Below are 15,514 nucleotides of genomic sequence, written 5' to 3'. Positions count from 1 at the left end.
TTGGAGGTTTCAAATGGAAAAGCTTCGGAAAGAGAGTTGGAAGAATCTGGTTTTGGCAACTCTTATTATTCTGTCCATGTATGCAGGTATTTATCTGATTGCCTTTCATCTGATTAGTGATACTATGCTTTCTAAGGAACTGGTGGTCGGAAATATATTGCTCTATACTCCCATTGTGCTATTCTTAACTGGTCTTCTTTATGGATTTTTCACGGTTTTTCTCCTAGCCTTCTTGTCTTGGTTTTACTACTTTATCCTGTAACCATCTTTTTCTTTAAGGAATGGATTATTCTCTATCAGATTGTCTACACCTTATGTGCTCTGATTGGAAATGGGATAGGAGCTCTGCTATTTTCTCTAAGAAAGAAAATGAGGAAAAATCCTTGAAAAATCAGGAAATCCTGTTATAATAGCTTTTAGAGACTTATCAATTCTAGGAAATCTTTGAGAGAGTGTGCGGTGGGTGCAAGCACATAGAGGATAGGATTGACACTACTCGGTATGATTTTATGCAAACATAAAAGGGTGGTTCCCTTATCGCCAATCTGAGGTAGTCAGGCTTTTTTGCGTGACTGCGAATGAAGGTGGAACCACGTTACGACGTCCTTTTGCGAGGGCGTCGTATTTTCTTTTGGAGGAGGAATGATGCTACCTGATGACTTATTAAGACGGTGTCAAGATGTGCGTCGTGCTTATAGAGAGTTGGAAATCAAGCACCATGACAAAGAGTGGTCTATTGATGAGGACCTCTTGGCTTTGACCAATGATATTGGCAACATGAACCGACTGATTATGACCAAGCAGGGTCGTTACTATGACGAAACGCCTTATACCTTGGAGCATAAAATGGCTGAAAATATCTGGTGGTTGATCGAATTAGCCGACCGCCTGGATATTGATATTCAAAAAGAAATGGAAACCTTTTTAGCTCAAAAAGAAGAGTTATTGGGGATTAAAAATAAATAAAAAGGAGATAAACATGATTAAAATTACTTTCCCAGATGGTGCTGTTCGCGAGTACCAGGCTGGTGTGACTACTTTTGAAATTGCAGAGAGCATCAGCAAGTCTTTGGCAAAAAAGGCTCTTGCTGGTAAGTTCAATGGTAAATTGATTGACACTACTCGTGCCATTGACGAGGACGGCACGCTTGAAATTGTAATGCCTGACCACGACGATGCCTTGGACATCTTGCGTCACTCAGCAGCTCATTTGTTTGCCCAAGCGGCTCGTCGCCTTTTCCCAGACATTAAGTTGGGCGTTGGTCCAGCCATTCAGGACGGTTTCTACTATGATACGGACAATGCGGCTGGTCAGATTTCAAATGAAGATTTGCCACGCATTCAGGAAGAAATGATGAAGATTGTCAAGGAAAACTTCCCTTCTGAACGTCGTGAAGTGACTAAGGAAGAAGCTCTTGAAATCTTCAAAAACGATCCTTACAAGTTGGAATTGATTCACGAGCACTCTGATGACGAGGGCGGTTTGACCATCTATACGCAGGGTGAATACGTTGACCTCTGTCGTGGTCCACACGTTCCGTCAACGGGTCGTATCCAGATTTTTGAATTGCTCAATGTGGCTGGTGCTTACTGGCGTGGTAAGAGTGAAAATCCAATGATGCAACGTGTTTATGGTACAGCTTGGTTTGACAAGAAAGACCTCAAGGCCTACCTTCAAATGCGTGAAGAGGCTAAAGAGCGTGACCACCGTAAACTTGGTAAGGAATTGGATCTCTTCATGATCAGCCAAGAAGTTGGTCAAGGTTTGCCATTCTGGTTGCCAAATGGGGCGACTATCCGTCGTACCTTGGAGCGTTACATCACAGACAAGGAATTGGCTTCTGGTTACCAGCACGTTTACACACCACCATTGGCTTCTGTTGAACTCTATAAGACTTCAGGTCACTGGGAGCATTACTCAGAAGATATGTTCCCAACTATGGACATGGGCGACGGTGAAGAGTTTGTTCTTCGTCCGATGAACTGTCCACACCACATTCAAGTTTACAAAAACCATGTGCGTTCTTACCGTGAGTTGCCAGTGCGTATCGCTGAGCTTGGTATGATGCACCGCTATGAAAAATCTGGTGCATTGACTGGTTTGCAACGGGTACGTGAGATGACCCTCAACGACGGTCATATCTTTGTGACACCTGAACAAATCCAAGAAGAGTTCAAAAAAGCTCTCCAGTTGATTATTGATGTGTACGCAGATTTCAACCTCAACGACTACCGTTTCCGCCTGTCTTATCGTGACCCAGAGGACAAAGAGAAGTACTATGACAACGATGAGATGTGGGAAAATGCCCAGCGGATGTTGAAAGGTGCCATGGATGAAATGGGCGTGGACTACTTTGAAGCAGAGGGTGAAGCAGCCTTCTACGGTCCGAAATTGGATATTCAGGTGAAAACTGCCCTTGGTAACGAGGAAACCCTGTCAACCATTCAGTTGGACTTCCTCTTGCCAGAACGCTTTGGCTTGACCTATATCGGTGCTGACGGTGAGGAGCACCGCCCAGTTATGATTCACCGTGGTGTTATCTCGACTATGGAACGTTTCACTGCTATCTTGATTGAAACCTACAAGGGTGCCTTCCCAACTTGGTTGGCTCCAACACAAGTGACCATGATTCCAATCTCTGTGGAAGCTCACTTGGACTACGCTTGGAAGGTTGCCAAAGAATTGCAAGACCGTGGCGTTCGAGTACACGTGGATGAACGCAACGAGAAGATGCAATACAAGATCCGTCAGAGCCAAACCAGCAAGATTCCATACCAACTCATCGTGGGTGACAAGGAAATGGAAGACAATGCTGTCAACGTTCGTCGCTACGGAAGTAAGGCAACACAAACTCAGTCTGTATCAGAATTTGTGGACCATATCCTAGCAGATATTGCCCGCAAGTCACGTCCAGCTGAAGCAGCTGAATAAATAAAGCAAGAAGTCCGAAAGGGCTTCTTTTTTGACAGCAAAAACTCCCAACCGATTGGCTGGGAGAAATTTCATTCTATACTGCTCGCCCAAGACTTAGCCACATAACGTGACAGGCTTGAAATAGCAAAGTTGATACTGAAGTAAATCAGGGCAACCATAATGTAGAGAGCAAAGACTTGCTCCGCCTCAAAGTAGCGTCCCATGAGGATTTGACTCGAACCGAAGAGTTCTTGCAAAGCGATAACGGAGTATAGGAAACTGGTATCCTTGATAACCGTCACAATCTGAGAGATGATGGCGGGCAGCATCTTGCGAATGGCCTGTGGCATGATGATATAGACCATGATTTGCACTGGGGTAAAACCCTGTGACAAACCAGCTTCGGTCTGGCCCGGTCCGATGGCGTTGAGACCACCACGGATAATCTCGGCCATGGCTGCCGTGGTAAAAATAGTAAAAGCAGTAATACCAGCAGGCGTTGACTTCATTTGGAAGACTAAGAAGACGGTGAAAATCCACAGCAAGTTTGGTACATTACGCACAAATTCGATATAGATGGTTGCAATCCACTTGAAAATTGGATTTTTCCCATTGCGCATGATGGCGAGAATCATTCCGAAAAGAATGGACAGGATTACCGAAATGCTTGAGATATAAAGGGTTAACTTCAATCCGCTCCACAAGAGTTGGAAGGTTGAAGGTTTGAGTAATTCTAAAACATAATTCATCGTTCAACCTCCTTTTAGTGTGAAAAGGCTGACTTATTCTTTTCTTCAATGCGACGTCCCCAGCTTGCGACGGGGAAGCACATGATGAAGTAAAGGAAAGCAGCACCAGCAAAGGCTGGGATGTAGTTGGCATTCATGGCAGACCAAGATTTTGTCATAAACATAATATCAGCTCCAGAGATAATGGCAACAGTAGCCGTATTCTTAATTAAGTTTACTACTTGGTTGGTCAAAGGTGGAAGAATGGTCGGAATGGCCTGTGGTAAAATGATGATTCGCATGGTTTCAGACTGAGTAAATCCTTGTGAAAGTGCGGCTTCAGTTTGCCCAGTAGGCACAGCCTCAATCCCTGCACGAATGACCTCTGCGATATAAGCACCGTGATAGAGTCCGACGCAGATAACAGCTGTCCAGTAGATGGATGGCATGAGAACATAATTTGAAATCAGTGGAAGTCCATAATAAACAATCATGAACTGAACCAAAAGCGGCGTGTTCTGATAGTATTCAACATAGACACGTGCGATGATTTTTAAAACTTTATTTTTACTTGAAGAGAGACTACCAAAGACAATTCCTAAAAACATGGCCATGATAAAGGCTCCGACAGAAATGGCTAAGGTAAAGAGAAAACCTTGGAAAAAGATTGGAAAATCTTTGAAATAACTGACCCAATTCTCCCAAGCGTAAGGACTAGTTGTTAAAACTGTCATATTGTTTCACCTTTCTATTCGTCAGTTTCTGTGACTGGTTTGAGACCATTGGCATCATAGATGCTTTGTAGGCTACCATCGGCAGTCCATTTTTCTACGAGACTATTTAAGTAGTTGTTAAGGTCTTTGTTAGATAATTTAGTAACAATTCCATAGTCAGAAGCTGAGAAGCTAAAGTCCATGAGTTCAGATTTCGAACTGATATACCCAGCAAGGATAGATTGGTCTACAGAAAATGCGTCTGTACGGTGAGCACGTAGCGAGACAGAGAGTTCTGGATAAGAACCAAGCTCTGCAAAATTGACAGTGATACCGTATTTGTCTGCTAGTTCAGAGATGAGGGTACGTGTAATGGAACCCTGAGCTACACCGATTGTCTTTCCATCCAGGTCGGTGAATGTCTTAATTCCACTATCCTTATTGACCAAGAAGCCAACGGCATCTGTGTAATAAGGAGTTGTGAAATTGTAGAGCAACTTACGTTCCTCAGTGATGGTAAAAGTTGCGATGACCATATCCACTTGACTGTTATCAAGAAGTGGTCCTCGGGTTTGCGCTGTAACGGGAGTAAATTCGATATCTACACCTAATTCGTCTGCAATTTTGCGAGCAATATCAATCTCCATTCCCTCGAATTCACCAGTATCAGGGTTCTTGTAGCCAAAGTTTGGGACGTCCTGTTTCACTCCGACGCGGAGCACGCCTCTATCGATGATAGCTTGAACTTGATCACTATTAGTAATGGATGCGGGTGTTTCTGTTTGAGCTACTGGTTGTTTTGCGAAAACGAGAAGAATAAGTCCAAAGACCAATAATCTAATTGCAAAGAAAATGTTGATTTTTTTCTTATCCATAGACTTCCTCCTAGAGTTTTACTTTGTCAGATTCGTGGTTGATAATCTTACTGAGGAATTGTTGGGCACGAGGCTCTGTCGGATTGTCAAAGAAGCCATTCACATCTGTTGTATCAACTAAAACTTCTCCCTCAGCCATGAAGATGATGCGATCAGCTACTTCACGGGCAAAGCCCATTTCGTGTGTTACGACAATCATGTTCATCCCGTCACGTGCCAATTTTTGCATAACTGCAAGTACATCTCCGATAGTTTCTGGGTCCAAGGCAGATGTTGGTTCATCGAAGAGTAGAAGCTCAGGTTTCATAGCTAAGCCGCGAGCGATGGCAACACGTTGTTTTTGGCCTCCGGATAGCATAGCAGGGTAGGAATCCTTCCGATCCCAGAGGTTAACAAATTCAAGATACTTTTGAGCGGTTTTTTCAGCTGTAGCCTTATTGATTCCCAAAACCTTAATCGGTGCCAAGGTAACATTTTCTAACACGGTTTTGTGTGGGTAAAGGTTGAAATGCTGGAAAACCATGCCAACTTCTTTGCGAAGTGATACGAGCTCTTTGATAGAAGTAGAGGAAATATCATGTCCATTGACGATGAGCGTTCCTTCATCAATTGCCTCTAAACCGTTAATCGTGCGAATGAGAGTAGATTTTCCGGATCCGGAAGGTCCAAGGAGAACGACAACCTGTCCAGGTTCGAATTCCAAGTTGATATTGCGTAGGGCGTGGTAGTCACCATAGTATTTATTGACATCTTTAAATTCTACTAAAGCCATAAAATTCTCCTTGCATACTGTTTTTTAGGTATTCCCATCTTAGCATTGCCTATATACAATGTCAAGTAAATTCTGACAATTTAATGTGTTGTATGTTATAAAATGTGACATCACCGTGTCAGATGGTTTTGAAATATGAATTTTTTAGGTAAGTCTGATATAATAGAAGAAATAAAGCAAAGGTAAGATTCTAATGAAAAAAATATTAATTGTAGATGATGAAAAACCAATCTCAGATATTATTAAGTTTAATATGACGCGTGAGGGATATGAAGTTGTGACAGCTTTCGATGGACGTGAAGCCTTGGAAGTATTTGAGGCTGAGTTTCCTGACATTGTCATTTTGGACTTGATGTTGCCAGAATTGGACGGACTAGAGGTTGCTCGAACGATTCGTAAGACCAGCAATGTTCCAATCTTGATGTTATCTGCTAAAGATAGCGAATTTGATAAGGTTATCGGGCTTGAAATAGGGGCGGATGATTATGTGACCAAGCCCTTCTCTAATCGCGAATTACAGGCGCGTGTTAAGGCTCTTCTTCGTCGTAGTGAATTGGCAGAGACGCAGACAAATATTGAGTCAACAGGAACTCCAGAGTTGGTGATTGGCGATTTGGTCATTCTGCCTGATGCGTTTGTTGCTAAGAAGCATGGTAAAGAGCTGGAGCTGACCCATCGTGAGTTTGAATTGCTCCACCATCTGGCCAAACACTTAGGTCAGGTTATGACTCGAGAACATCTATTGGAAACAGTTTGGGGTTATGATTACTTTGGTGATGTCCGCACGGTGGATGTAACGATTCGTCGTCTGCGTGAGAAAATTGAAGATACACCAAGCAGACCAGAATACATTCTTACTCGTCGCGGAGTGGGATATTTTATAAAAGGAAATGATTAATCAATTACGTTATTTAATGACCACGGCAGAATTTTGGTTTGTTGTCATTTTGATTGGCTTTCTAATTGCTCTGACGGTCCTTTTGATTGAAAACTATTGGGATAATAAGCAAATTAAACAACTCAATCAAAAAGTCAATGCCTTAATTGAGGGGAATTATGCAGATCTGTTAGACATGAGGGGAAGTCCTGAAATCACAGACATGGCTAATTCCCTCAATGATTTGTCCGAGGTCATCCGCTTAACTCATGATAATTTAGAACAAGAAAAGACACGTCTGACGTCCATCCTGTCCTATATGAGTGACGGTGTTATTGCTACAGACCGTATCGGACGGATCATCATGATTAACGATATGGCCCAGAAACAGTTGGGGTTATCTAACCCAAAGCAGGAGCAGTATCACCTGCTAGAGGTTTTAGATTTATCAGACCGTTATACATTGAGAGATTTGTTGGCTCAGACACCTGAGATTGTGATTGATCACACCAATGAAAACGAAGAATTTCTGACTTTACGCGCTAATTTTGCAACGATTCGTAGTGAGAGTGGTCTGATTTCTGGCCTGGTTGTCGTCTTGCATGATATGACCGAGCAGGCCAAGGAAGAACGGGAACGTAGGCTGTTTGTGTCAAATGTGAGTCATGAATTGCGTACGCCATTGACTTCCGTTAAATCCTATCTAGAGGCTCTGGATGAGGGAGCGCTGACGGAGTCTGTGGCGCCGAGTTTTGTTAAGGTATCCTTAGATGAGACCAACCGCATGATGCGGATGATTACAGATCTCCTTAGCTTATCGCGCATTGATAATCAAGTTGGTCAGATAGATGTCGAACTGATAAACTTTACTGCTTTTGTGACCTTTATTCTTAACCGTTTTGACCAAATGAAAAATGCTGATTCAGATAAGGTCTATACGATTGTTCGTGACTATCAAATCAGTCCTATTTGGGTTGAGATTGATACAGATAAGATGACTCAGGTTTTAGATAATATCTTAAATAATGCCATTAAATATTCGCCAGACGGCGGGACAATTACCTTCAGCATGAAGACCACAGATAGCCAGTTGATTGTATCCGTATCAGACGAAGGTCTGGGGATTCCGAAAGCAGATTTACCTAGAATTTTTGACCGATTTTATCGCGTAGACAAGGCACGATCTCGTGCCCAAGGTGGTACAGGTCTTGGTTTAGCTATTGCAAAAGAAATCGTAAAACAACATAAGGGCTTTATCTGGGCTAAAAGCGAATATGGTCATGGCTCAACGTTTACAATTGTCTTGCCGTATAGCAAGGACATCGCACTAGATGAGTGGGATGATTCAGATGAGGAAGAATAGGAGAATATGATCGGAAAAGGTTTTAATTATAGTATTTTAGCTTCGGGGTCCAGCGGGAATTGTTTTTACCTAGAAACAGATAAAAAGAAAATCTTAGTGGATGCTGGCTTATCAGGGAAAAAGATTACCAGTCTTTTGGCGGAAATTGATCGAAAGCCTGAGGATATTGATGCTATCCTGGTAACGCATGAACATAGCGATCACATCCATGGTATCGGTGTTTTAGCACGTAAGTATGGCATGGACATTTATGCCAATGAATTGACCTGGCAGGCTATGGAGAGCAAATTGGGCAAGATTGATGTGGCTCAAAAACATATCTTCGAATTGGGTGCTATGAAGACTTTTGGCGACCTAGATATTGAGTCATTTGGAGTTAGCCATGATGCTGCATGCCCGCAATTTTACCGTTTTATGAAGGATGACAAATCCTTTGTTATGTTGACGGATACAGGCTATGTCAGTGACCGCATGGTTGGAATTGTAGAAAATGCCGATGCTTATTTGATTGAATCGAACCATGATATTGAAATTTTGCGCGCAGGTTCATATTCATGGAATTTGAAGCAACGGATTTTGTCAGATAAGGGCCATCTTTGTAATGAAGATGGAGCTGACGCCATGATTCGCTCGTTGGGAAATCGGACCAAAAAGATTTACCTAGGGCATTTGTCAAAGGAAAACAATATCAAGGAATTGGCTCACATGACCATGGTTAATCAGTTGGCGCAGGCTGATTTAGGAGTTGGAGTGGATTTCCAAGTCTATGACACATCGCCAGATACAGCGACTCCCTTGACCAAGATTTGACAATTGATACAAACTAAGTTATACTGAAATTACTAATTATACGAGGTGAAGTTACATGAATAATTAAGCTACTTATTAGTTGCTCTTAAAACTTGTGGTGAGGTTACATTAACTGACTATACAAGGGATAAGACTGCTCATAAGGGCTTACTATTCGTGTGACTTTTCCCATAGGGAATGGTCATGTTTTGCATGGCTTTTTTCTGTGTCCATTTTGCAGAATTGGGGCCCTTTTTGTGAAGAAAAGAGGTCTATATGGAAGTAATAAAATGTATTCGATTAGAGAAGGAATTTGCGGGACGTAGAGGCTGGGCAAAAAGCTTAACCTCGCTTCTCAGGGTTCGTGTCAACATCTCAGCGCAGTGGTTGATTGGCAGATTTGTTCGTGCTTCACACTCCAAATCTGACCTAATCAACTGTGCGGGGGCGGGAAGACGAACTCTTTTTATCTTGGTCGAGTTCTTTCCTGCTCCCAAGCAGTTGAGCCTTCAAGCTAGCTGGTCAAAAGGTTGGTTTGGTTGGAAATAACGGAGTTGGCAAGTCTACTTTTTTGAAAATCTTACTAGGACTGGATAGGGATTTTGCCGGTCAGATTGAGGTAAAAGCAGACTGGGCCTATGTACCCCAGTTACAGGAAAGGAGCTCGCTTTCAGGTGGGGAACAGGTTTGGAAGTCTATTCAAGAGGCTTTTGCCCAAAGACCACAGTTGTTAATCATGGATGAACCGACTGCCAATCTGGATCAAGAACACCAGGAAAAGCTAATCAAACAAATCAAACGCTATCGAGGTAGTCTACTAGTTGTTAGTCATGATCGGCATTTTCTCAATCAAATAGCCAGTCACATTTGGCATTTAGAAGAAGAAAAGGTTCAGGTTTATCTAGGAAATTACGAGGCGTTTGTAGAAAGTCGCCGGGCTAGGCGAGAAGGACAGCAGGAGTCTTATGAAGCCTATCAGAAAAAAGTTGCCCAAATGAAAAAAGCCCAACATGAACGTCAAGCCAAGGCTCAGAAGATGGGGAAGAGAGGGAGTGGGATAGAAGTCAACCAATTATAAAAACTTCGTCATCCCACCCCCGCACAGTTGATTAGGTCAGATTTGGAGTGTAAGAAACGAACAAATCTGCCAATCAACCACTGCGCTGAGATGTTGACGCGAACTTTGAGAAGTGAATGTGGACATTTATTCTAAATATCGTCTGAGTGGAAAGTCAGTGCCATGATGGGGTCCTATGATAGTCAAGCCAAGTCTATGGCCAAGACTGCCAAGCATTTGGAAAAACGGATAGAGCGTTTGGACAAGGTTGAACAACCTAGAAAGGAAACGTGGGTAAAGATGGAAGCGAAAGGTGCCTTGGATACGGGTCTTCACAGTCTCTTTCGCTTGCAGGCTGGTCAAGTTTTGATGGATGAAGTGTATCTATTTGATGTCCCTCAGATAGGGATGACGTTTGGAGAGAAGTTAGCCTTAGTGGGGGCGAATGGTTCTGGAAAGACTAGTTTTGTCCGAAAATTATTTAGGAAAGAATTAGCAGGCTATTATAATCCTAAGTTAAAAATTGCTTATTTTGCACAGGATTTGATAAACCTTGATGAAGAAAAGACTGCTTTTGAAAATGTTAGTTGTACCTCTCTTCAAGATAGGATGATGATTCTCAATTTATTAGGTATGTTAGGACTTTCTTGCGATAAGGCTCAGCAGAAGGTAGCAAATCTGTCTGGTGGTGAGCGTGTTCGTCTCTCCTTAGCTAAGGTATTGTTGGCGGATGCAAATCTTTTGATACTAGATGAACCGACAAATTTTCTAGATATGGCAGCTATTGAGGTTTTGGAAACATTCTTGAAAGAATATGAAGGAAGTGTCCCCTTGATTTCCCATGATCAACAGTTTGTGGAAACATCTGTTCACAGTCAATGGGAGATAGTGCAAGCTTGTCTCGTGAAGAAATCACAAGAAAATATTTTCTGAAAAGGAGGCTCTGTCTAAAAAATATTTTTTGCCTGTGGTATAATAAGAAGGATATTTCTAGAATGAGGTCTTTGAAGTGAAAAAAAGAAAGAACAAGCCTTTGGAACATGATGGAAATTTTATTTCCCTTCGTTTAAATATTTTATTTTCTATCGTGATTTTCCTTTTCCTAGTTTTGATATTGCGTCTGGCAGATATGCAGATCATCAATCATGATTTTTATAGTAATAAGCTGTCTACTGCCAGTCAGAAAATCATCAGCAATGGCTCTATTCGCGGGCAGATTTACGATGCGCAGGGAAAACCTTTGGTTGAAAACGAGATTCAGCAGGTCGTCTCCTTCACACGTCCCAACAAGATGTCTGCTCAGGAAATGAAAGAAGTAGCTAATAAACTCTTGCAGTGGGTCAATGTTTCAGACGTAACAATTACTCAACGTGATAAGGCTGATTATTATTTGGCAGATGAAGAGGTTTATCGTCAGGTAGTCGAGGCCTTGCCAAAAGATAAAAAATACGATTCCGATGGTAACTACTTGAGCGAATCAACAATTTATTCTAATGCAGTTGATAGTATCCCTGCCGAAGCATTACAATATTCTGAGCAAGACAATAAAGCGATTGAACTCTTCAAGCAGATGAATGGAGCTACTTACTTCTCTACTGTTAATTTGGTAACGGATACTCTGACTTCTGAACAGGTTGCTCATATCGTAGCCAATGAAAGTCAACTTCCAGGCATTTCAACGACCAATAACTGGCAACGGACGATTTTACCAACTTCCCTCAGCTCCATTATCGGTACAGTAACGAGTGAACAGGCTGGTTTGCCTGCAGAAGATGCAGAATACTATCTATCCAAGGGCTACTCTTCAAATGACCGTGTGGGAACTGCCTACCTCGAGAAACAATATGAAGAAGTCTTGCAAGGTCAACGTGAGAAAAAACAAATAAACCTAGATAGAAATGGAAATATCGAAAGTATTGAGACAATCCAAGAAGGACAGCAGGGAAATAATATTAAACTGACTATTGATTTAGCCTTTCAAGATGGGGTCAATGCTATTTTGAGAAAATACTTTGAAAGTGAGCTAGCTACTGGTAGTGCGCTTTACTCGGAAGGTGTTTATGCAGTTGCATTAAATCCTTCTACAGGTGCAGTACTTGCTATGTCAGGATATAGTCATGAAAAAGGCTCAAGTACTATTACGGAGGATGCTCTTGGTACGATTACAAGTGTCTTTACACCAGGTTCCATCGTCAAAGGAGCGACAATCAGCTCTGGTTGGGAAAATGGAGTTATCAGTGGTAATCAGATTCAATTAGATGAACCAATCTATTTTGCAGGTTCAGCACCAATTACATCTTGGTATGGGGCCTATGGTAGTTTTAATATTGATGCGACAGAGGCTCTGGAATATTCTTCTAACATCTATATGGTTAAGATTGCTTTGGGACTACTCGGTCAGACCTACTCAGCTAACATGTATTTGAATGATGGTGATACATTGAAAAACGCCATGACTAAGCTTCGTTCGACTTTTGCAGAATATGGTCTTGGTGCTTCTACAGGTATTGACCTTCCACTCGAATCTACAGGATTTTTACCAGATAAGTATACGACAGCCAACTTTATTACCAACGCTTTTGGACAGTTTGATAACTATACACCGATGCAGATGGCACAGTATGCAGCGACCATTGCGAATAACGGGACACGGATTTCTCCACACCTCGTTGAGGGAATTTATGGGAATAATGCCCAAGGTGGTTTGGGGGAATTAATTGAAACCGTATCTGGTAAGGAGATGAATCAGGTTAATATTTCCGCTGAGGATATGTCTCTTCTTCGTCAAGGTTTCTACCAAGTTGTCAATGGTAGTGGGCGCTTTAATACAGGTAGTGCTATCGGTCGTGGTGCGGCCGTGACCATCAGTGCCAAGACTGGTACAGCCGAAACCTACACAACGACAGCTTCTGGTGATGTGGTTACTGCGGTCAATACCAACGTTGTTGCTTATGCGCCTAGTGATAATCCTCAAATTGCGGTAGCAGTTGTCCTACCAAACTTGACCAATCAAAGTTCAACAACTACTAAGACAATTACTCAAGAAATTATCAATCTATATCAATCACTTCACCCAATGAATTAAGGAGGCTTATGCTTTACCCTACACCTATTGCCAAGTTAATTGATAGCTATTCTAAATTGCCAGGTATCGGTATAAAAACGGCTACCCGTTTAGCTTTTTATACTATTGGCATGGAGGATGATGTCGTTAATGAGTTTGCAAAAAATTTATTGGCAGCCAAGCGAGACCTATCTTATTGCTCCATTTGTGGTAATTTGACAGATCAGGACCCCTGTGCCATTTGCCAGGACTCAACGCGAGACCAGTCTACTATTTTGATTGTAGAGGATAGTCGAGATGTTACAGCCTTGGAAAATATCCAAGAGTATCACGGTCTCTACCATGTATTGCATGGCTTGATTTCCCCTATGAACGGGATTGGGCCAGACGATATTAACCTGAAAACTCTGCTGACCCGCTTGATGGAAAATGAGGTGACAGAGGTGATTGTGGCGACTAATGCAACAGCAGATGGAGAGGCTACATCCATGTATATCTCACGTGTCCTTAAACCTGCTGGAATCAAAGTAACTAGACTAGCTCGTGGCTTAGCGGTAGGCAGTGATATTGAATATGCAGATGAAGTGACCCTGTTGAGGGCTATTGAAAACCGCACAGAGCTATAGCAGTTCTGTAGTTAGATACGTTCCTAATTTTGAGATAGGATAGCTATGATTTGTTAAATTATGCTATACTAAGAGTAATAGCGTTGATACAGGAAGGAAAATATATGTCAAAAGAAACCTTGATTTTACTATATGGTGGGCGTTCTGCAGAGCGTGAGGTATCTGTTCTGTCTGCCGAAAGCGTCATGCGTGCTATCAATTATGATAAATTTTTTGTCAAAACCTATTTCATTAGCCAGACCGGGGACTTTATTAAGACGCAAGAGTTTTCTCAAACACCGTCTGCCGATGAAAAACTCATGACAAACGCGACGATTGTTGAAGAGCAAAAAATCCGTCCGAGCGATATTTATGAAGAAAAGGCGGTTGTTTTCCCTGTTCTTCATGGCCCAATGGGAGAAGACGGATCTATTCAAGGCTTCTTGGAAGTGCTTCGTATGCCTTATGTTGGCACTAATATCTTGTCTTCAAGCGTTGCTATGGACAAAATCACTACCAAGCGCGTACTTGAATCAGCAGGAATCTCCCAGGTACCTTATGTGGCAGTTATCGAGGGTGAAAATATCGACGATAAGATTGCAGAGATTGAAGGAAAATTGACTTATCCGGTCTTTGTAAAACCAGCTAATATGGGGTCAAGTGTCGGTATCTCAAAAGCTGAGGATTTAGCTGGCTTGCGTAAGGCACTTGATCTGGCCTTCAAGTATGATAGCCGTGTCCTCGTTGAGCAGGGTGTTAATGCGCGTGAGATTGAGGTCGGTCTTTTGGGAAATGCTGACGTGAAAACGACACTTCCTGGCGAAGTAGTCAAAGACGTTGCTTTTTATGACTACGATGCCAAATACATCGACAACAAAATCACCATGGAAATCCCAGCTAAGATTGATGAGTCTATCATGGATATCATGCGTGATAATGCTGCCAAGGCCTTCCGTGCTATCGGTGGTTGTGGACTTTCTCGCTGTGATTTCTTCCTGACTGAAGACGGCGACATCTTCCTAAACGAACTCAATACCATGCCAGGTTTCACCCAATGGTCTATGTATCCACTCCTTTGGGATAATATGGGCCTAGCTTATCCAGACTTGATTGAAGAGCTTGTTCGTTTGGCTAAGGAAATGTTTGAAAAACGCGAAAGTCACCTCATTTAATTATTATCAAGATTGGAATCATTCCAATCTTTTTTCTTGCAAAGGTTTGCAAAAAGAAATAAAATGGAACAAGTTCTGGAGGTGTTTATGTATCAAACGACAGTAAAAGGGGAAGGTCTGTTTCAGGCTCTTTCTCAAGGATATGGCGAATCGGTTCGTACCTTTGGGGTAACGGAGAAGGGTGAGACTCCGGTTAGTCTAGTTAATATTGGCTTAGCTGCCTGTATCACCATGTGTGTGCAGGGCTACTATGCCAGCCAAGAAGGCAATAAAACCATGCCTGTTCAGGTGGAGAGTCGCTTGGACAATCAGCGTTTTGAGGTGTTGATTGGAATTGGTGAGTCGGTTTCAGCGCAGAAGCAGAAAGAGATTCTTGCCTATGTGGAAAAGAAATGTAAAGTCAAAGCTCTTTTGAGGGAAGACTTGCAGTTTGAGACAAGTTTTTATGTCTTAGAAAGTGTGGAGTAAGATGTTTTTAGCAATTGAAGAAATGCGACAAGGTTTATGAGATGAAAGATGGTGTCCTCACTCAAGTTCGATAAAAAGTGGTATAATAGAAAGAGCGAAAGCTCTTTTTTAGTTTAT

17 protein-coding genes are annotated in these 15,514 nt (G+C 42.2%); 13 read left to right on the top strand and 4 right to left on the bottom strand.

Going from position 1 to position 15,514, the window contains the following annotated elements:
* Positions 1-13: 13 nt before the first annotated feature.
* From YYK_RS05955 to thrS, 3 genes are all read left to right on the top strand, one after another.
* A complete protein-coding gene (locus YYK_RS05955) occupies positions 14-262 on the top strand; it encodes a hypothetical protein (protein WP_014917268.1) in 249 nt (82 codons plus the stop codon).
* Between the two features lie 383 nt (positions 263-645).
* Complete coding sequence (locus tag YYK_RS05950) at positions 646-966, top strand: MazG-like protein (RefSeq protein ID WP_012775219.1); 321 nt, start codon at positions 646-648, stop codon at positions 964-966.
* A 13-nt stretch (positions 967-979) separates the two neighbouring features.
* Complete coding sequence (gene thrS, locus YYK_RS05945; protein WP_012027308.1) at positions 980-2,932, top strand: threonine--tRNA ligase; 1,953 nt, start codon at positions 980-982, stop codon at positions 2,930-2,932.
* Positions 2,933-3,003: 71 nt separating this feature from the next.
* On the opposite strand, the gene YYK_RS05940 is transcribed toward thrS, so the two are convergent.
* From YYK_RS05940 to YYK_RS05925, 4 genes are read right to left on the bottom strand one after another with little or no spacing between them, the layout of a single operon-like run.
* Positions 3,004-3,663, bottom strand: a complete 660-nt coding sequence (locus YYK_RS05940) for an amino acid ABC transporter permease (protein ID WP_002935828.1) — start codon at positions 3,661-3,663, stop codon at positions 3,004-3,006.
* 14 nt (positions 3,664-3,677) lie between these two features.
* Complete coding sequence (locus tag YYK_RS05935) at positions 3,678-4,376, bottom strand: amino acid ABC transporter permease (RefSeq protein ID WP_012028333.1); 699 nt, start codon at positions 4,374-4,376, stop codon at positions 3,678-3,680.
* A 14-nt stretch (positions 4,377-4,390) separates the two neighbouring features.
* Positions 4,391-5,230 (bottom strand): transporter substrate-binding domain-containing protein, encoded by an 840-nt coding sequence (locus YYK_RS05930; RefSeq protein ID WP_012027305.1) that lies wholly within the window; start codon positions 5,228-5,230, stop codon positions 4,391-4,393.
* A gap of 10 nt (positions 5,231-5,240) precedes the next feature.
* Positions 5,241-6,002 carry an amino acid ABC transporter ATP-binding protein gene (locus YYK_RS05925; RefSeq protein ID WP_012027304.1) on the bottom strand — a complete coding sequence of 254 codons (762 nt, stop codon included), beginning with the start codon at positions 6,000-6,002 and terminating at the stop codon, positions 5,241-5,243.
* A gap of 193 nt (positions 6,003-6,195) precedes the next feature.
* Between YYK_RS05925 and yycF the strand changes: the two genes are divergently transcribed.
* From yycF to YYK_RS05875, 10 genes are all read left to right on the top strand, one after another.
* Entirely contained in the window at positions 6,196-6,900 is a 705-nt protein-coding gene (gene yycF / locus YYK_RS05920) for a response regulator YycF (protein ID WP_004298854.1), read from the top strand.
* On the top strand, positions 6,893-8,242 hold the full coding sequence (vicK, locus tag YYK_RS05915; RefSeq protein ID WP_012027301.1) for a cell wall metabolism sensor histidine kinase VicK: 1,350 nt from the start codon (positions 6,893-6,895) through the stop codon (positions 8,240-8,242). Before yycF ends, vicK begins: the two co-directional genes overlap by 8 nt.
* A 6-nt stretch (positions 8,243-8,248) precedes the next feature.
* On the top strand, positions 8,249-9,052 hold the full coding sequence (locus tag YYK_RS05910) for an MBL fold metallo-hydrolase (protein WP_012027300.1): 804 nt from the start codon (positions 8,249-8,251) through the stop codon (positions 9,050-9,052).
* Positions 9,053-9,307: 255 nt separating this feature from the next.
* Positions 9,308-9,580, top strand: coding sequence for a hypothetical protein (locus tag YYK_RS05905; RefSeq protein WP_014735627.1), 273 nt, complete (start codon positions 9,308-9,310; stop codon positions 9,578-9,580).
* Entirely contained in the window at positions 9,567-10,109 is a 543-nt protein-coding gene (locus tag YYK_RS05900) for an ATP-binding cassette domain-containing protein (RefSeq protein ID WP_012027299.1), read from the top strand. Before YYK_RS05905 ends, YYK_RS05900 begins: the two co-directional genes overlap by 14 nt.
* A gap of 162 nt (positions 10,110-10,271) precedes the next feature.
* Positions 10,272-11,021 carry an ATP-binding cassette domain-containing protein gene (locus tag YYK_RS05895; RefSeq protein WP_012027298.1) on the top strand — a complete coding sequence of 250 codons (750 nt, stop codon included), beginning with the start codon at positions 10,272-10,274 and terminating at the stop codon, positions 11,019-11,021.
* 76 nt (positions 11,022-11,097) lie between these two features.
* The gene (gene pbp2b, locus YYK_RS05890; RefSeq protein WP_012775443.1) at positions 11,098-13,173 is read left to right on the top strand and encodes a penicillin-binding protein PBP2B; all 2,076 of its coding nucleotides are present in this window, start codon (positions 11,098-11,100) and stop codon (positions 13,171-13,173) included.
* Positions 13,174-13,181: 8 nt separating this feature from the next.
* Positions 13,182-13,778, top strand: coding sequence for a recombination mediator RecR (recR, locus tag YYK_RS05885; protein WP_012027296.1), 597 nt, complete (start codon positions 13,182-13,184; stop codon positions 13,776-13,778).
* Between the two features lie 104 nt (positions 13,779-13,882).
* A complete protein-coding gene (locus YYK_RS05880; protein ID WP_012775216.1) occupies positions 13,883-14,929 on the top strand; it encodes a D-alanine--D-alanine ligase in 1,047 nt (348 codons plus the stop codon).
* Positions 14,930-15,016: 87 nt separating this feature from the next.
* Complete coding sequence (locus YYK_RS05875) at positions 15,017-15,397, top strand: OsmC family protein (protein WP_012775215.1); 381 nt, start codon at positions 15,017-15,019, stop codon at positions 15,395-15,397.
* Positions 15,398-15,514: the final 117 nt, after the last annotated feature.

It is taken from the genome of Streptococcus suis S735, assembly GCF_000294495.1.
GTDB lineage: Bacteria > Bacillota > Bacilli > Lactobacillales > Streptococcaceae > Streptococcus > Streptococcus suis.
The sequence above is the reverse complement of the archived record's forward strand: the minus strand, read 5'-3'. Positions and strand labels throughout refer to the sequence as shown.